General features: G+C 67.5%; 15 protein-coding genes. 9 read left to right on the top strand and 6 right to left on the bottom strand.

The genetic code is table 11. From position 1 onward, the window contains the following. Positions 1-2: 2 nt before the first annotated feature. From NLI01S_RS03680 to NLI01S_RS03660, 5 genes are all read right to left on the bottom strand, one after another. On the bottom strand, positions 3-2,459 hold the full coding sequence (locus NLI01S_RS03680) for a CdiA C-terminal domain-containing protein (protein ID WP_067599127.1): 2,457 nt from the start codon (positions 2,457-2,459) through the stop codon (positions 3-5). A gap of 57 nt (positions 2,460-2,516) precedes the next feature. Further along, a complete protein-coding gene (locus NLI01S_RS03675) occupies positions 2,517-2,852 on the bottom strand; it encodes a DUF6507 family protein (protein ID WP_067599124.1) in 336 nt (111 codons plus the stop codon). Then, positions 2,849-3,175 carry a hypothetical protein gene (locus NLI01S_RS03670; RefSeq protein WP_067599121.1) on the bottom strand — a complete coding sequence of 109 codons (327 nt, stop codon included), beginning with the start codon at positions 3,173-3,175 and terminating at the stop codon, positions 2,849-2,851. The genes NLI01S_RS03675 and NLI01S_RS03670 overlap by 4 nt, the downstream gene beginning before the upstream one ends. Before the next feature lie 271 nt (positions 3,176-3,446). Then, positions 3,447-4,856, bottom strand: a complete 1,410-nt coding sequence (locus tag NLI01S_RS03665; protein WP_067599118.1) for a DUF6177 family protein — start codon at positions 4,854-4,856, stop codon at positions 3,447-3,449. 138 nt (positions 4,857-4,994) lie between these two features. Then, the gene (locus NLI01S_RS03660) at positions 4,995-5,525 is read right to left on the bottom strand and encodes an NUDIX hydrolase (RefSeq protein WP_305778452.1); all 531 of its coding nucleotides are present in this window, start codon (positions 5,523-5,525) and stop codon (positions 4,995-4,997) included. Between the two features lie 157 nt (positions 5,526-5,682). Between NLI01S_RS03660 and NLI01S_RS03655 the strand changes: the two genes are divergently transcribed. From NLI01S_RS03655 to NLI01S_RS03630, 6 genes are all read left to right on the top strand, one after another. Further along, on the top strand, positions 5,683-6,267 hold the full coding sequence (locus tag NLI01S_RS03655; protein WP_190318348.1) for a TetR/AcrR family transcriptional regulator: 585 nt from the start codon (positions 5,683-5,685) through the stop codon (positions 6,265-6,267). Positions 6,268-6,310: 43 nt separating this feature from the next. After that, complete coding sequence (locus tag NLI01S_RS03650) at positions 6,311-8,890, top strand: MMPL family transporter (RefSeq protein WP_067599112.1); 2,580 nt, start codon at positions 6,311-6,313, stop codon at positions 8,888-8,890. Positions 8,891-9,107: 217 nt separating this feature from the next. Continuing rightward, positions 9,108-9,359 (top strand): metal-sensitive transcriptional regulator, encoded by a 252-nt coding sequence (locus NLI01S_RS03645; RefSeq protein ID WP_067599109.1) that lies wholly within the window; start codon positions 9,108-9,110, stop codon positions 9,357-9,359. Positions 9,360-9,572: 213 nt separating this feature from the next. After that, entirely contained in the window at positions 9,573-10,145 is a 573-nt protein-coding gene (locus NLI01S_RS03640) for a rhodanese-like domain-containing protein (RefSeq protein ID WP_067599107.1), read from the top strand. Between the two features lie 112 nt (positions 10,146-10,257). Beyond that, positions 10,258-11,673: an MBL fold metallo-hydrolase gene (locus tag NLI01S_RS03635; RefSeq protein ID WP_067599105.1), complete on the top strand. Its 1,416-nt coding sequence runs from the start codon at positions 10,258-10,260 to the stop codon at positions 11,671-11,673. Positions 11,674-11,794: 121 nt separating this feature from the next. Further along, positions 11,795-12,667, top strand: a complete 873-nt coding sequence (locus NLI01S_RS03630) for a sulfite exporter TauE/SafE family protein (protein ID WP_067599104.1) — start codon at positions 11,795-11,797, stop codon at positions 12,665-12,667. 21 nt (positions 12,668-12,688) lie between these two features. Here the strand turns inward: NLI01S_RS03630 and NLI01S_RS03625 are convergent, their stop codons facing one another. Further along, the gene (locus NLI01S_RS03625) at positions 12,689-14,038 is read right to left on the bottom strand and encodes an MFS transporter (RefSeq protein WP_067599103.1); all 1,350 of its coding nucleotides are present in this window, start codon (positions 14,036-14,038) and stop codon (positions 12,689-12,691) included. Positions 14,039-14,191: 153 nt separating this feature from the next. Between NLI01S_RS03625 and NLI01S_RS03620 the strand changes: the two genes are divergently transcribed. The 3 genes from NLI01S_RS03620 (at position 14,192) to NLI01S_RS03610 (ending at position 16,940) form a co-directional block, all read left to right on the top strand. Further along, positions 14,192-15,013 carry an SDR family oxidoreductase gene (locus tag NLI01S_RS03620; RefSeq protein ID WP_067599101.1) on the top strand — a complete coding sequence of 274 codons (822 nt, stop codon included), beginning with the start codon at positions 14,192-14,194 and terminating at the stop codon, positions 15,011-15,013. 64 nt (positions 15,014-15,077) lie between these two features. Continuing rightward, a complete protein-coding gene (locus NLI01S_RS03615) occupies positions 15,078-15,635 on the top strand; it encodes a maltokinase N-terminal cap-like domain-containing protein (protein WP_067599099.1) in 558 nt (185 codons plus the stop codon). A 327-nt stretch (positions 15,636-15,962) separates the two neighbouring features. Beyond that, a complete protein-coding gene (locus NLI01S_RS03610; RefSeq protein WP_223809095.1) occupies positions 15,963-16,940 on the top strand; it encodes an MFS transporter in 978 nt (325 codons plus the stop codon). Positions 16,941-16,989 lie beyond the last annotated feature (49 nt).

Here is a 16,989-nt window from a genome sequence, read left to right as displayed (position 1 = left end):
CCTTAGGGCCAGACAATCACGTAACCGTCGCCAATGATGATCAATTCATCTAGGTCTCCTCCATTTTGATGCAGGGTCCGCCCAATGGATTTCATGACTGTTTCGCTGTCGACTTGAGGCCCACGCAAATCCAAGGCCATCATGCTCGACTGCTTCCTCCCTTTTCGGATGTTCGCTTCAATGGCTCGGGGGCTACTGGATTCGAGAATTTTGAATTCAATTGTTTTTTCTGTGCCCGAAATGACGGCATCCGGAGTTGTTCTCCCGTCCACTGTCGATTCAGTGACCGACTGGACCCTTAGCCCGTGATCCAAGAGGAATTGAGCAACTTCTCGCTCCTTGGACTCAAAGCTTTCCCAACCTTCATCGATCAGGCCGTCGCGTCGCAGGTCGTCAACCGAAACTTGGGATTCTGAATATCGGCCCGGAGCAGTCTGATCGGGACGAGGGACTCTGCCTTCCGTGTCCACCTTATTCGGAAAAACATCCAGTAGTCTTTCCTGGTTTTGCGTCGGCGAGTTCGTGGCATCCTCGCCATCGCCGGTGCCGTCACCACGGTCGTTGGTGCCATCATCGCCGAGTCCGGTGCGGTCGTGGGGAGGTTGGTCGCCCCCACCTTCGCCTCCGCTGCCGGTGGCGGGTGTGGGTTGCTCGGTCTCCTCGCGTGGACCGGTCCTGCCCCGTGCATCATTATCGTGGTGCTGGTCGGGAACGTCGTCCTGGCGGTCGGACCCATCGTCGCGGGGTCCTTGACCGCCCTCCTCATTCCGGGGAGTGCTGGAGCCCTCGGATTGGGGGTCGTTGCCAGAACGCGGCTTCGACGTGGAAGTCTCCAACTCCCGGTCGGGGTTTCTCTGTGCGTCCGTGTCTTCGCGTCGAGACGGGGATGCTGACTGATCGTCCCCAGCAGGACGACGTTGAGAGTCTTCGCTGCGGGGGCGGTCGCTCGACCCCTCGCCTTCCTGCGACGGGCTGCTCTCGTCCCGATGTGGTGTGGTCGGGGCCTGAGGGGCCGAAGCGTCACCGGAAGTGGGACGGTCTGTAGGGGGAGATGGCGTGGGCCGGTGCTGGTTCGGGTCCAGCAGCGATTCCTGCGTCATCGCGAGTTGGTCGGCGAAGCGCTCGGTGGTCGGCGTGGCGCCATCCGGACGATCCTGAGGGAGCGGGCTGCTGGGCCAGCCCTCGGCCCCGGGCCCACCACGCGCCCTGAAAACGTCGGAGCTCTCTGAACCGGATCCGCCAGAGCCGGTGCCAGGGGACCCGCCGGAGCCGGAATCCCCGGAGGGCATGTCCACCCCCGACCCGACCACGATCTTGACCAGCTTGAGCGGTAGACCTCCGGTCATCATCACCGCGTTGGTGGCGATGGTGGTGTTGGAGTAGGCGACGCCGTCCTCACGGGTGGACCAGGCGGTATGGCCTTCGATCAGCTCGTCCTTGGTGTCTCCTATGTTGTCGACCCACCGGTCCCACCCGGCGCCGGCCCCTTCTTGCCCGTCTTCGCCTGGTTCCCACAACCACCCGTGCTCGTCGTGGATACCGATCAGAGCGGCTGTGTCCATCCCCGCGTCGATCCAGGCGGCCTTGGCGTTGTCCTTGCGGCCGGTCGGATCGAAACGCCACCCGTTGTCGGGATGCCAGAAGCCGATTTTGGACTGGAACCCCACTGCTGTTCCCCACAGCACGTCGGTGACCACCGTGTCCCACACGGCTTGGCCGTAAGGGTTGTCGAACTTCGCCAGGTCGGGATGGAACTCCTCCCTCGCCCAGTTCGCGACGTTGTTCACCGTGTTGTTCACGTAATCGAAGGACAGTTCCGGGTCCAGCGGATCCATGTCGACGTCACCGGCGTCGGTGGGCAACCCGTAGACGAGAACGTCATCTCCGCTCGCCTGGTCGGGGGAGGCATAGGCGGGTCCGTCGAAGAGGTTCGAGATCCGGGTGGCACAGTCGTTCTCGGCCTCGTTGAAGGTGGCCCAAGCTGCGTTGACCGCGCTCTTGAGTCTGAGGTTCTCCTGCAGGGCCCACTCGTCGGTTTCGTCGTCCTTGTCCAGCCACCACAGCTTGTTGTCGTGGTTGCGGTTCCAAAGACTCTGGGCCTCGATCTTGAGGGTGTTGAGTTCGCCCCTGGCGGTTTTTGCGGCTTCGGCGAGATCTTCCAACGCGCCGGCGACGGTGGCCAGGTCGCTTTCCAGGCCATCACCACGGTCCACGACCGGGTCCATCTTGGCGAAGAGCGTCTCGCTCTCGGGGGCCTCGTAGTGGGCTTGGAGTCCCTGCCAGGTGGAACGCATGTCCTCGGCCCCACTGGCGATGTCCTCCCCGCCGCTGCGTAGCGTTTCAGCGGCGTAGTTGAGGGACCACACGTCGGTCAGGGGATAGGGAATGGCCTCAGGGTCGATCAGCGTGAACGGATTGGGGTCCACGCCGTCCTGGGGCTCGGTGGGTTCGAAACTCACCAGGAAGCCTTCCGGGGAACTGGAGCGGGGGTGGGGGTGGGGTTGGTCAGGGGGAGGTCAGAGGTCGAGGTTCTCCGCGGTGCCCGCCTGGCGTTGTGCTTCGGCGGCCATGTCCTCCTGGCCCTGGGTATAGGCCGTGGTGGCGTCGGTGGCGCCCTGAAGACAGGACAGGCTCCGTGTGAACATGGCGTCGGTTTCGCCGCTGAAGTGTTCGAAGAATCCGGATAGGGCGGATTCCACCGGTGGGCTCTTGGCATTGGACAACGCCATGTCGATCCCGTCCGAGGTGGAGTCGATGGTGGAGGAGAAACCTCCTCCTTCCAAACCGATCTGGTCTCCGAGGTCGGTCAGTACCAGTGAGACCCCGTAGACGTCGATGCTCCATTCGCTCATCGGTCCTCCTTGCCGGGGGAAGGGGTGAAACGGTGGGGGTGGAACTCCGCTCCGGGGTCGCTCTCCACCTGGCCGGCGGCGATACGGTCGGCCTCGATCATGTCCTGCTCGATGACGTGCGCCCTCAGGCGGTTCAACGAGGTGCGGACACCACCGACGGCTTTGGCCATCCGCTTTCCGATGGGTTTGGTGCCGAGCCGTTCCTTGCCGGTCTTGGCGAGCTGTGGTTCCTTGAGACGCTCAGCCGTGGACGTGGGGCGCGCAAACCCGGACGTCGCACCGTCGTCGACACCCTCAGGAGGCTCGACCATCTCGAATTTCATTCAGGAGCCTCCTCGGTTCTTTCCTGACCCCGCGGGGGTCTGTGGCCTTACCTCAGCAGTATGCACATAGGGGGTGACTCTCCATGAAGGGCCATGGTTCGTAGGAAAGGTACATCGATGCGATTGAAGAGGCAGCGCACCGGTATTCGTCGCAGAACATGCAGATGAGAAAGCTGAAACCCTCAAAAAAGTGACGCACGGCACTTTTTCTCGTTGGTGGTCTTCGTTGGAGTCAGGGGCGCCGAGCAGGCTGCAACGGGCGTGCCTCTCCTCAGGTCGACGCGAACAGGTGGGCCGATTGCCGCTGGGCGAGATCCAGTGCGCGCAAGGGGGCGCTCGCGTCCGCCAACACCGGATACCAAACCGCCTGCTTGTCGCCCTCACCCAGGAGCACACCCGGAATGGGTCCGGCCTGGGCGGCGCCAGATCCGATACGGAGCAGGTGGTCAGGTCCTATCGCGAGCCCGACCGGAACGGCGGGTCCCGTCCATACCGGTTCGTAGGTGAGGTCGGGGCGACCGGGAAGCCGGCGCACCCGCAACGCTCCCAAGAGCCCCTCCCCGGCCAAGTTCTCCACCAGGGTGGGGAGTTCCTCGAAAGGCACCGTGTTCTCGTTCTCGAACCCGATGACCACCGAAATTCGCTCCAGGACTTGACTTCCACGCCAGGAGAGACGGGACTGTCCCGAGAACGCAGGACCCTGATCCAGCGGTCCGGACAGGTACAGGATCCATGGTCGGGGCCTGCGGCGAAGAGCCGATTCGATGATTCGCGCACGGTCCCAGGCCAAGAGCGCGGGCTCATGCGGGCCCCAGACCGATGGTTTCGCTCCGGTGAGGTGCTCGGTGATGATCTGCGTGGCCCGACCCAACTCCGGGGTGAAGGGGTCTTGATGCAGAACGGACACGTCCACCACCAGGTGGGTTCCCGATGTTTCGGCGAAGTCGGCGAGGAACCCAGAGACCGGTGCCGCGTCGGGGTGCCTTGCGGTCCAGTTCGGCCCGACCGGTTCCTCGACCGGCCGGAAACCGTAGGTCTGGTCCCAGTGCACGGCCAGTCCGGTGAGGCCGTCGAAGTGTCCACCATCCTCGCCCTGAACGACCCAGCGCCCTAAAGGGCCGGCCAGGAAGGCGCGGGTCGCGTAGGTGAGCCGTGCGGTGGCAGGGGTGAGTACCTGTAGCGTCTTCTCCCGTCCGTATGTGGTCACCGCGTCGCTGAGCCAGGAGGAGAACGGCACCACGTCCCGATCCTGGGCGACCAGGAGCGCCCGGTCCGCAGTTCGCTCGGCCGCGGGGTGCCGGGTGTCCTCTCGCAGGTCGAAGTCGGCCCTTCCCGAGGTCCACACCGCCCCGCCGAGGCGTAGCGCGAGTCCATCGGAGAACCGATGCGCCACTTCACGGCCCTGTTCGTCGGGGCATGCGCGGGTCTCCATCCACCAGTAGGACTCCGGGAGGCCGGCCACGACGTCCTCGCCGAGCAGACGGACTACGTCGTCGGTTCGCTCCACCTCCCGGCCGGGCTCCAGGGTGGCCAGCAATCGCCCGTCCTGGTCTCGAACCTGGAGGACGTCAGTGTTCCCGTGCCAGTGCAGTCGCAGTTCCGGATCGACGTCCTGCAAGGCGTCGACGATCGCCTGTTCATCGGGGCGTCCACCGACCAGGGCCACCACGTCGTAGCTCAACGACTCTCCTTCGTTGTCCGGCGAGGGTGACCGGCCATCGTCTGAAACAGCCACGGGCGGGCCACTTTTCGTGGCTGAGCATAACCAGATCCCCACGGAACATCCGACGCGTCCCCTTGAGCCCTCGCTCCCCACCGGCTAGTACGGTCGGCTTCCGAGCTGGGAAGCCGACCACTGTACGTGTTCGCGGATCCTGCCCTGGTCCTCGGGAAAGACGGTTTCCCAGTCGTGCTCCAGGGGGATCCAAGCGGCCGGTTGGCCGTCCTCCTCGGACAAGGGGAGGGCGCGGTCGATGGTCGTCACGTATGAGAGACCCAGCGTGGGTTCCCAATCCGAACGGTAGGAACGCACACTGACGGCGGCGGGCACGGGATCGAGCTTCCCGGCCACGCCGGTTTCCTCCAGGAGTTCGCGAGCGGCCGCTTCGATCGGTGTTTCCCCGAAGTCGACCTTGCCCCCGGGAGGTACCCAGCCGCGCCGGCGGTGCCGAACGAGTAGGACATGGCGGTGCTCGTGATCGAGTGCCCAGACCTCCGCCGCGATGGGTGGAATGGACCCGTGGCGTGCTTGCTCCAGCCAGGCACGGGCGTTGTCGAACTCTTGGGTGGCCCGAAGGGTGTCGGCCGACACCGCGTCCAGGGTTCTCGGTGTGATGGGGGAGCGTGTCACCCGAACGACTGTAGAAGAAATGTCCACCTGGGTCGGGTGGAGCGCGCCCCTGAGAATTCGGACGTGCCTGTCAGCGTGGTGGTCGTTCGAGAGGAGATGCCGATGGGAGGCATTCGTTTCCACGCCGGGTACCGAGTCCGGTTCTAGGATGACGGGCATGACTGAGGACAAGGTACGGCGTGGGCGTCCACGCAGTGAGGCTTCGCGGCGGGCCGTGCTCGAGGCGACCGCGAGGTTGGTGGGCGCCAAGCCCTATGACGATCTGACGATCGAGGGGATCGCCGCCGAGTCAGGGGTGGCCAAGACGACGATCTACCGGCGGTGGAACTCCAAGGCGGAGATCGTGCGCGAGGCGACCCTTTCCGGGTTTCTTCGGGTCGGAGGTCTGGAGGTGGGGGACACCGGGGACCTTCGAGCGGATCTGCTCGCCTGGGTGTTGGGATTGCGGCAGGAGGCGTTCGACCCCGATCACATGAGCCTGGCGCGCGCGGTGCTCTCGGCGGATCTGGACGCGGTGGGGCGGAGCGCCGAGGGCTACGTCGGGGTGTGGGACGACCGGCACCTTGTTCAACGGCTGCACAGGGCGGCCCAGAGCGGTGTCATCGAGCCCAAGGAGGACTTCTCGGCGGCGGCGGCTTCCCTCAGCCACACCATGGCGGTTCGCATCCTGGCGGGGGTCCAGCCCTCTGAGCAGTGGTGCGAGGATCTCGTCGATCTCGTTCTCAGGGGTTTGTCAGGGTGAACCCTGATATTCGATACGCTACGTAGCGTTTAGTATTGCCGTCATGGCACTACTACTCCATCGTCTTGGGCGCCTGGCCGCGCGCCGGGCCAAGACCGTCATCGCGTCATGGTTCGCCCTCTTGTTGCTCGCGTTCGCGGCCGTCGCCGGCTTCGGCGGGCAGCTGACCACCGAGATATCCCTGCCGGAGCTGGAGACACTGGAGGTGGCGGACCGCGTCGATGAGGAGTTCCCCGACTCCGAACTCGCCGGAGGCAGCGCCGACGTGGTGGTGCGAACCACGAACGAGGCGCCGTTCACCGCAGAACAGGAAAGCGCTCTCAGGCAACTGATGGAGCGACTCGAAGACCACGAACCCGTCACCACGGTCGCCGACCCGTTCGCCACCGAGACCGACATCGCCGCCGGATACGACGAGATCGACACCGCACGCGAGGAACTCGACTCCGCCCGAGCGGAGATCGACACCGCACGAGAGGAGACCGAACCCGCGCGGGAACAGATCGAAGGCGCACAGGAAGACCTCGACGAGGCCATCGAGCAGGCCCGCGACGACGGCACCCACGAGGCCGCCGCAGCCGAGTTCGAACAACGCCAAGAAGAGCTCGACCAGGCCCTCACCGAGCTCGAGGCCGCCGAGCAGGACCTGGAACAGGCCGAGCGTGAACACACCGAAGGCGGCGCGGAGCTGAAGCGCGCCGAGGCGATGCTGGAACTCGTCGAGGACGCTGCACTGGTCTCCGACAACGGAGACACCGCCATCATCACCCTGCGGTTCGACGGCGAACTCGACGGCGTCGCCCCCGAACGTCTCGACGAACTCACCGACACGCTCACCGAAGCCGACATCGACGGCGTGGAGTTCCTCACCGGTGAGGAACTCTCGGTCCAAGAAGCGCACCTGATGAGCATCGTCGAAGTCATCGGCCTCGTGGTGGCCACCGTCGTGCTGTTCGTCATGCTGGGCACGTTCATCGGCGTCGGCCTTCCGCTGCTCAACGCGCTGCTCGGCGTCGGAGTGGGCGTGCTGCTGACCGTGTCCGCCTCGGCGTTCGTGGACATGATGGCCATCACGCCGACCCTGGGTCTGATGCTCGGCCTCGCGGTGGGCATCGACTACGCGCTGTTCATCCTGCACCGGCACCGCACCCAGCTCAAACAGGGCATGAGCGTGGCGGACTCCATCCCGCTGGCGAACGGCACGGCCGGCAACGCGGTGATGTTCGCCGGAGCCACCGTCATCATCGCGCTGCTGGCGCTCAACGTCACGAGCCTGCCCTTCCTCGGCATGATGGGGACGGCGGGCGCGTTCTGCGTGGCCATCGCCGTGCTCATGGCGATCACGATGACCCCGGCACTGCTGTCCCTGGTCGGTCCACGGATCCTCGCGCGAAGGGAACGCAGGGCCCTGGAGGAGGTGTGGCACGAAACCGTCGCCGGCGAGGCACCCGCACGTGAAACCGCGATCGACCGGCCGATGAGCACCCCCAAGGCGATCGGTGTCGTGGTGCTGAGCCTGGTCGGATTGGCCGTACTCGCGGTGCCCACCCTCGACCTGCGTCTGGGCCTTCCCGACAACAGCGCCCAACCGGAGGACACCGCCCCCTACCAGGCCTACCACGCCACGGCGGAGGCCTTCGGAGCCGGCTGGAACGGCCCCTTCCTCGCCGTCGCGGACCTTCCCGGTGGTCTTGGGGACGAGGCCGCCGAACAGTACCGGATCGACATCGCCGAGGAACTCGGGCGGCACTCCGGCATCGTTTCGGTGATGCCGGTCGCCCTCAACGACGAGAACACGGTCGCGGCCTTCCAGATCATCCCCGTGGACGGCCCCACTGCCGAATCCACCGAAGCGCTGGTGCACGAGTTCCGTGACGGTGACCCGCTGGAGGGAACCCGGCTGGACGACGCGGAGCTGTCGGTCGCCGGTTGGCCCGCGGCCAACATCGACATCTCCGACATCATCGCCGACGCGCTACCGCTCTACCTGGTGTTGGTCATCGCCCTGTCCCTGGTGCTGATGATCATGGTGTTCCGGTCCCTGTTGTTGCCGGTGATCGCCACCCTCGGCTTTATCGGATCCTTCGCCGGGGCGATGGGAGTCGTCGTCGCGGTGTACCAGTGGGGCTGGTTCGGTGGGCTCTTCCCCTTCGGTGATCCAGGGCCCGTGCTCACCTTCATGCCGGTCCTCGCGGTCGGTGTGCTCTTCGGGCTGGCCATGGATTATCAGCTCTTCACCGCCTCGGGGATGCGCGAGGCCTATGCCCGGGGATCGGACCCACGGCTCGCGGTCCGACAGGGTCTGCGCGCGGGACGTTCGGTCGTCGTCGCGGCCGCGCTGATCATGGCGTCGATCTTCGCGGGTTTCGCGTTCAGCCCGGATCCGATGTCGGCTCCCTTGGGACTGGGGTTGACCGTGGGTGTGCTCATCGACGCCTTCGTGGTCCGACTGCTGTTGGTGCCCGCCCTGCTGCACCTGTGCGGGCCCGCCGCCTGGTACCTCCCGAAGTGGCTCGACCGGATCCTGCCCGACGTCGATGTCGAGGGCGCGGCGTTGGAACGGCCACAGGCCCCCCGGGCCTTGGATGGGCCCGCCGAACGAGTCGGCGCGGGCCGGCCCTGAACCCGTTCCGTCAGGGCGGTGGTCATCGGGTCGACGAGGATGGGGTGGCCGCCGGTCCGTGAGCCCGCCGCGTCGGCTCGGCCGCGGGCGGGCAAGGGACGAAACGGGTCCGTACACGGGCTCCCGTGGTCCGGCGCGTGACCCGAGTGGCGGAATGGATACACCCGGGGGTATGTTGTCATCCACAGGGTGAAAGGAGGCCGATATGAAGCCTGAAATGGTGGGCGACGCGATCACGCGACTCAAACGCGCCCAGGGCCAACTCTCCGGTGTCATCTCCATGATGGAGGAGGGGGAGGACTGCACGGCCGTCCTCCAGCAGTTGGCCGCGGTCTCCCGCGCCCTGGACCGGGCCGGGTTCAAGATCGTCGCGAGCGGCATGCGGCACTGCAACACCGCGCGCGAGCGGGGTGAGGAACCCGAGCTCACCGAGGAGGAGCTGGAGAAGCTCTTCCTGGCCCTGGCCTGACGCTTCGCGGGTGTGCGACCCATGGGCGCGCACCCGCGAAACGAACCTTTGTGAGGCACCCTTGTTCTCGATCAAGGTGCACCCCTGGCCTTCGGATACTCCCCCCGGTATAGAACGAACTCGGACGTCACTTTCTCGCACCAAGGGCCCCATCCGTTCTCCAGATACTCCCCGGGGTATCCAGGTCGGATTCGTCACCACGGAAGGAAAATCATGAGCGACCACGACATCGACGCGCGCACCGTGCGCGACCTCCTCGAAACCGATCCGCACACCCTGCTCGTGGACGTGCGCACCCCCGCCGAATACGAGAGCTCCCACATCCCCGGTGCGATCAACCTGCCCTTGGGTCGCGTGGACGCGCACCTGGAGCGCATCGTCACCGACGCCGACGGCCGCCTCGTCCTGGTCTGTCAGTCCGGAAACCGGGCCGGGCAATGCCGGGACAAGCTGGCCGGGGCCGGGCTGAGCGACACGGTCGTGATGAACGGCGGCATGAACGCCTGGGAGGCTCAAGGCGCCCCCGTCGTGCGGGGACGTCAGAAGTGGGCGCTCGAACGCCAGGTCCGGTTGGTGGCCGGCACCATCGTCCTGACCTCCGTACTCGTCTCCCTGGCGTGGCCCCCCGCGGTGGCCCTCGCCGGGATCGTCGGCGCAGGACTGGCCTTCGCGGCCGTCACCGACACCTGCGCCATGGGCATGGCGTTGGCGCGTCTGCCCTACAACCGGCCCTACAACGACGTCGACATCGAGGACTCCCTCTCGCGGATCGGCGCTCGCCGTTGAGCCCCGTGGCCAGGGTCGAACCTTGCCCCTTGGATACTCCCCGGGGTATCGATCCCGCGTGGGCACACCACCTCGAACTCTCCACACCGAACTCTTCGTCCAAGGAGTGAACATGTTGCTGGAACGCGTCTACGACAACGACCTCTCCCAGGCCGGCTACTTCATCGGCTGTCAGGCCAGGGGAGAGGCCATCGTGGTCGACGCCCGTCGAGACATCGACGACTACCTCGACCTGGCCCGCGCACACGGCATGCGGATCGTGGCCGTGACCGAGACCCACATCCACGCCGACTACCTCTCCGGCACCCGTGAACTCGCGGCGGCGACCGGCGCCACGGTGTACGTCTCCGGGGAAGGCGGCCAGGACTGGCAGTACGGCTTCGAAGCGCGAAGACTCCGCGACGGCGACACCATCACCATCGGCAACGTCACCGTGCGTGCACGCCACACACCCGGACACACACCCGAACACCTGTCGTTCCTGGTCACCGATGGCGCCTTCAGTCAGGAACCGGGCTACATGCTCTCCGGTGACTTCGTCTTCGCGGGGGACCTGGGCCGCCCCGACCTGCTCGACGCGGCCGCCGGAGGGATCGACACCCGGTTCGAGGGCGCACGTCTGCTCTTCACCAGCCTGCGCGAGGTGTTCCTGACCCTGCCCGACCACGTACAGGTCCTGCCCGGACACGGCGCGGGCAGTGCCTGCGGTAAGGCCCTCGGCGCGCTCCCGGCCACCACGGTCGGCTACGAACGGCTCAACGCCTGGTGGGGGCCGTACCTGCGCGAAGACGACATGGACGGCTTCGTCGGGGAACTGCTCGACGGCCAACCCGACGTCCACGCCTACTTCGCGCGGATGAAGCGTCAGAACAAGGAAGGGCCGCGGATCCTGGGACCGCTCACCCCGCCGCCCGAACTCGGCACCGAGGAGATTCGGAAGTCCCTGGACCAGGACGCGATCGTCCTCGTCGACACCCGATCCCACACCGACGTCCACCGGGGAACCGTGGCCGGGGCGCTGAACATCCCCGGCCCGGACAAGGCCGCGTCCTTCGGGGCCTGGACCTATGATCCCGAGACCGAGACCCGGCCCCTGGTGCTGCTCACATCCGACGCGGACGACGCCCGTAAGGTGCGCGACCATCTGCTCCGCGTGGGCATCGACCGCGTGGCCGGTCACACCACGACGATGGAGGGCCTGCCGACTTTCGTGCCGGAACGCCTCGCCCCGACCGAGCTGGCCGAAGCCGACGTCGCACTCGTCCTGGACGTGCGCAACAGGACCGAACACGCCGAGGGGCACATCCCGGGATCACGGCAGCTCAGTGCCGGTCGGGTCCTGTGGAACCTCGACGCTCTGCCGAACGAGGGCACCATCGTGAGCTACTGCCAGGCGGGCGCGCGTAGCTCCGTGGCGGCCGGGGTGCTGCGCCGTGCCGGATACCACGTCGTCGAGCTCGACGGAGGGTACTCGGACTGGGTGGCACGGGGGCGAGGTCGGTCCGCCCCCGAGACGATCAGCGGTTGATCACCCCGACCGGGGCGGTGCCGGACCCGCTGGCCGGTCCGCCGGGGGAATGGCACCGCCCCGCTCCCTTGACGGCGGCCGGTCGTGTCCACGGCGCCCGGCCTCGAGAAGAAAGTCGAACATGGAGTTCCAACCGGTCCTTGTCCTGGGCCTCGCGGTGGTGGTCGGGCTCGCGCTCGGTCTGCTCGGAGGCGGCGGTTCCATCCTGATGGTCCCGCTGTTGACCTACGTGGCGGGGATGGAGCCCAAGGAGGCCATCGCCGCGTCCCTGTTCGTCGTCGGTGTCACCTCATTGGTCAGTACGTTCACGCACGCGCGGGCGGGCAACGTCCGTTGGCGCACCGGGCTGGTGTTCGGAGCCTCCGGTATGGCGGGGGCCGTCCTCGGCGGACTGGTGGGCGGGTACCTGCCCGGCGCTCTGCTGATGATCGCCTTCGCCCTGATGATGGTCGCCACCGCCGCGACCATGCTCCGGGGGAGGGCCGGGGCCACCGATCGGGCCGAAGAACCCGGAGCGCTTCCCCTGCGACGGATCATCCCGGACGGTGTGGCGGTCGGGGCGATCACCGGGCTCGTCGGTGCCGGGGGAGGATTCCTCGTCGTGCCCGCCCTCGCTCTGCTCGGTGGCCTGGCCATGCCGGTGGCGGTGGGAACCTCCCTGCTCGTGATAGCGATGAAGTCCTTCGCCGGACTCACCGGCTACCTGACGAGTGTGAGCCCGGACTGGGCGTTGGTGGTGATGGTGACCGCCGCCGCGATCGCGGGATCGCTCGTGGGCTCGCTCCTGACCTCCCGAGTGCCCGAGGCCGCACTGCGTAAGGGTTTCGGGGGTTTCGTGCTGGTCATGGGCGTGCTCGTACTGACGCAGGAGCTCCCGGATCCCTTCGGTCCGATCCCGGTGGTGGCCGTGGCGGTCCTGGCCGGGGTGGTGCTGGTGTGTCGCCTGATCGGTGATCGTTGTCCGCTGGTGCCACTCCTGCGAGCACGGAGCTGACGGCGACTCGCCGATGCCACTTCAGCCTCGCGAGACCTCGGGGAGTCGGCCACCGCCGACCACTCCGGCCAGACCCAGGGCGGCGAGGAAGAGCAGCGTCCACTCCACGCCCAAGAGCGTCAGCAGCGAGCTGACACCGCCTACCACCAGCAGGATCAGCCCCATCGCCGAGTTCGACACCGCCACGTAGGTGGTGCGCAGGTCGCCTTCGGCCATGTCGATCACGTAGGTCTTGCGGCCCACCCTGATCCCTGTGTGCGTCAGCGTGAGCAGGAAGTACGCCCCGATGAAGACGGCAGACCCCCACGCGGTCTCTCCCCTGAAACCTGGCAACGACACCACCAGTACCAGTACCAGGATGATGGCCGAGGCGATCGCGGCCCCGAACGTCATCAGTTTGCGGCTCGACCAGTCGGCGAGCCGGCCCGACAGGCGACCGCCCACCAGGGCCGCGACCCCGGAGGCGATGACGTACCCGCCCAGACCGGACAGACCGGTGGTGCCCGAGTCGGTGGCCAGGGTGACCACGAACGGTGGGCTCAGGGCCGAGACCAGCAACAGACCGCGCACCGTGACGAAGTGTCGGAAGGCCCGGTCATCGCGCAGCAGGCGCAGGGTTTGGACGAACCAGTCGTGCCACCGCACCGGCTCGTGGTCGGAGGCCCTCCCCGATCCTTCGGCCGCCGAAGCCGACTCGTCGGCCGGTTCCCGAACCCCCGCGTAGACCCAGGCCACACCCGCCCACAGGACGGCGCCACCGGCCAGGACCCAGGCGAGCCGGCCGGCGTCCAGGTCCTCCCCGCCCAGTACCCGGATCGCCACCCCCAGGGTGATGGCCACGAGCCCGGCGGCGGTGGTGGCCAGCCCGTTGATCTGCCCGCGTTCGCCGCTGGGAACGGTGCGCCCTTGGACGTCCTTGGAGGAGATCGAGCACAGACACCGGCCCAGGGAGAAGATCGCCAGGGCCACCACGATGACCACACCGGCGGCGAGCCCCTGCGCGAGCGCGGCCGTCGCCGCCATCACCGCCACCGACATCGCCTGGACCAGCGCACCGAAGACGAACACCCACTTGCGGTACCGCACCCGCAGGATCAGGGGGGTCAGCAGTGCCTGCGGCAGCATCGAACCGGATTCACGGATGGGCACGAGCAATCCCACCAGTGCCGTCGGCACACCCAGGGCGTGGAAGAGCCAGGGCAGCACGGTCGAGGCGTTGACCGTCTGGTCGCCGGAGGACTGTAGGGCGTTGGCCGACACCAGGCGCAGGCCGTTGCGCGCGACGTCGGCGCGTACGGGATCGGGCAGGTCGGACTCGCTCTGCCGATCGCGTCTGACCAGAGCTGAGTAGATTCTCTCGGTCGGGGTCATGTCCTCAACGCTAGGGATGGAAGGTGTCGTGGCCCGGGTGCGCCACTCCGGATCCGGGGTGAATCCGGGTACATAGTGGAACCCCTACCCCCCGTTCGTTCATCGAAGGCCGACTTCGACGAAGAGTCGGATCTAAGAAAGGAGCGCCGAATTTTGGGTACCTACGCCGTTACCGGAGCCGCTTCGGGCATGGGCGCCGCGAGCGCCGCCGCCTTGACCGAGGCCGGGCACACGGTCATCGGGGTCGACCTGCGCGACGCGGAGATCATCGCCGACCTGGGCACCCAGGAGGGACGCGCCGGAGCGGCCGAAGGGATCCTCCAAGCGAGTGATGGGTCCCTCGACGGAGTCGCGGCGGTCGCGGGTGTGGGGCCCGACATGAAGGACCCCGCCGCCGTCATGTCCATCGACTATTTCGGCCCGGTCGCCCTGTTGGAGGGGCTGCGGCCGGCCCTGGCCCGCTCCGAGGCCGGGCGGGCCGTGGTGATCGGATCCAACTCCGCCACCACCGTGCCGTTCATCGACCAGACCCTGGTGGACCTGGCCTTGGCCGGTGAGGAGGAGGCCGCCCGCGGGCACGCGGTCCGAACGCAAGAGGACGTACCCGACAAGGTCCGGGCGTTCGCCCCTTCCATCAGCGCCTACGCCACCTCCAAGTTCGCGCTCGCCCGATGGGTGCGCCGCACCGCGGTCACCCCCAGGTGGGGTCGCGAAGGCGTGCTCCTCAACGCGATCGCGCCCGGCGCGGTGCTCACCCCGCTCATGATCGGTTCGACCGGCACCGCCCCTGACCCGGACTCCTTCAACACCCCTATGCCGCTGGGCGAGTTCGGTCGCCCCGAGGAGGTCGCGTTCTGGGTGCACCAGTTCCTGCGCCCCGAGGCCCGTTTCACCACCGGGTCGGTCCTCTACGTCGACGGCGGTACCGACGCCGCCATACGTCCCGAGGACTTCCCCACGGCGATGACGCTCTGAACCTTCCAGAGGAAGCGGCGCACCGGAGGGTGCGGCCGGACCGTCTCGGGCGGATACTGGGACCATGGCGATCATCTACGACGCGACTCTGACACCGGACAAACCGACCCTGATCGGTTCCTGGCTGGATGGTAGACCGTGGACGGGAGAGGGGCCCGACGAGGTTCTGGGTACCTACCGGTTCGACGATCCGAAGGGAGAGGTCGGGGTGGAGGTGTTCCTGCTGCGGCGCGCCGGCCACCTGCACCACCTCCCACTGACCTACCGGGGTGCGCCCCTGCCCGATCACGAGGAGTACCTCGTGGGAACCCTGGAACACTCCGTCCTGGGGGCGCGCTGGGTCTACGACGGCACCGCCGACGAGGTGGCGCTCGACTGTTTCCGGCGGGCGCTGAACGGCGAGCAGGAACAGGCGGAACTGGAGGTCTGGAAGGACGGCCGTTCGGTGGGGCGACGTCCACAGAAAGTGCTGATCACCAGGGAAGCCGGTGAGGAACCCGAGGTCGGTGAATCCGGCGATCGGGTCCTGGTCCCGCACGTGCTGGAGTCCGAGCCCCGAGGAAGGTGGCGGCTGCGTGCCAGGTGGGACGGAGGGGAGGCAGTGGTCGCCGCGCTGACCTGACCGTTGGTCCCAACCGGCCGTGTCCCCGTCCGCCCTCGCTTCACCGGCGAGGGCGGACTGCGGATAGGTTCGAACCCGTGAGCGTCGACACATGGGATCGGGTCGCCCGCGTCGACCGGAGGGCACGGATCGCGGGCGCCGCCCTGTTCTTGACCAACGGTGCCCTGTTCGCCAACCTCGTCCCCCGGTTTCCCGAGATCAAGGCTGACATCGGTATCGACAACGCCGTCTACGGCGTGGCCGTGGCGGCCTTCCCCCTGGGGGGCGTTCCTGGCCGGTCTGGCCGCCGCGGTACTGGTACGGCGGTTCGGGTCGGCGAACGTGGCCGTGGCGGGCACCGTCCTCACCGGGTTCGGGTCGATCACGGCCGGTCTGGCGCCCTCCACCGCCGTCTTCGTGGCGGGACTGTTCTTCGCAGGGGCCATGGACGCGGTCACCGACGTGGCCATGCACGTTCACGGCATGCGTGTGCAGCGCCGCTACGGCAGGTCGATCATCAACGCCTTCCACGCGGTGTGGTCCGTCGGCGCCATCCTGGGTGGATCGGTGGCCGCGGGAGCCATCGCGTTGGGGCTGTCGGCCGGTGTGCACCTGGGCCTGTCCACGGCACTCTCGGCCATCGTCGCGGTCACCGCGCTGTGGTTCTGTCTTCCCGGCCGGGAGGAACGCGCCGAGCGTCGGCCGATCCCCGAGACGGCGAGGAGCGAGGCGGTTCCGCCCACGGGAGCAGGGAGGGGAACCGTGTTGGTGGTGGTCGCCCTGGTCCTGATCGCGGTCGCCGGAACGGGCGTGGAGGACGCCGGGAACACCTGGGCCGCGCTCTACCTTTCCGGTCCGCTCGGCGTGCCGGCGGCCCTGGCCGCGGCGGGGTACGTCGCCCTGGTCGCCGGACAGTTCCTGGGTCGGGTCTTCGGTGATCGGCTCGTGGACCGCTTCGGGCAGCGCTCCGTGGCGCGGGTCGGCGGGTCGGTCACCGCCGTGGGCATGGGTTCGGCGCTGCTCTTCCCCACGGTCCCCGGAACCGTCCTGGGCTTTTGTCTGGCCGGTCTGGGCGTGGCCACGCTCGTCCCCGCCGCCCTGAACGAGGCCGATGAACTCCCCGGCCTGCGCCCGGGGACCGGACTCACGGTGGTCTCCTGGCTGATGCGCCTGGGTTTTCTGCTGTGCCCTCCACTGGTCGGCTTCATCGCCGAGGCCACGGAACTGAGGATCGGGCTGATGGTCGTCCCGGTCGCCGGAGTACTGGTCATCATGCTCGCCGGGGTCCTACGTCCCGGACCGACGGCAGGGCCCCGAAGAGGGTAAGGGCCAAGGGTCATCCGGAGCCGACCCCGGGGCGGGCCGTGGCGGCCCG

This window comes from Nocardiopsis listeri NBRC 13360, from assembly GCF_001570765.1.
GTDB lineage: Bacteria > Actinomycetota > Actinomycetes > Streptosporangiales > Streptosporangiaceae > Nocardiopsis > Nocardiopsis listeri.
This window is presented reverse-complemented; position numbering and strand designations above follow the sequence as displayed.

Excerpts from the sequence above, each read along its gene's own strand:
- NLI01S_RS03675 (WP_067599124.1), bottom strand. The coding sequence starts at position 2,852 with ATGAGCGAATGGAGCATCGACGTCTACGGGGTCTCACTGGTACTGACC.
- NLI01S_RS03670 (WP_067599121.1), bottom strand. The coding sequence starts at position 3,175 with ATGAAATTCGAGATGGTCGAGCCTCCTGAGGGTGTCGACGACGGTGCG.
- NLI01S_RS03655 (WP_190318348.1), top strand. The coding sequence starts at position 5,683 with ATGACTGAGGACAAGGTACGGCGTGGGCGTCCACGCAGTGAGGCTTCG.
- NLI01S_RS03650 (WP_067599112.1), top strand. The coding sequence starts at position 6,311 with ATGGCACTACTACTCCATCGTCTTGGGCGCCTGGCCGCGCGCCGGGCC.
- NLI01S_RS03645 (WP_067599109.1), top strand. The coding sequence starts at position 9,108 with ATGGTGGGCGACGCGATCACGCGACTCAAACGCGCCCAGGGCCAACTC.
- NLI01S_RS03640 (WP_067599107.1), top strand. The coding sequence starts at position 9,573 with ATGAGCGACCACGACATCGACGCGCGCACCGTGCGCGACCTCCTCGAA.
- NLI01S_RS03635 (WP_067599105.1), top strand. The coding sequence starts at position 10,258 with ATGTTGCTGGAACGCGTCTACGACAACGACCTCTCCCAGGCCGGCTAC.
- NLI01S_RS03630 (WP_067599104.1), top strand. The coding sequence starts at position 11,795 with ATGGAGTTCCAACCGGTCCTTGTCCTGGGCCTCGCGGTGGTGGTCGGG.
- NLI01S_RS03625 (WP_067599103.1), bottom strand. The coding sequence starts at position 14,038 with ATGACCCCGACCGAGAGAATCTACTCAGCTCTGGTCAGACGCGATCGG.
- NLI01S_RS03615 (WP_067599099.1), top strand. The coding sequence starts at position 15,078 with ATGGCGATCATCTACGACGCGACTCTGACACCGGACAAACCGACCCTG.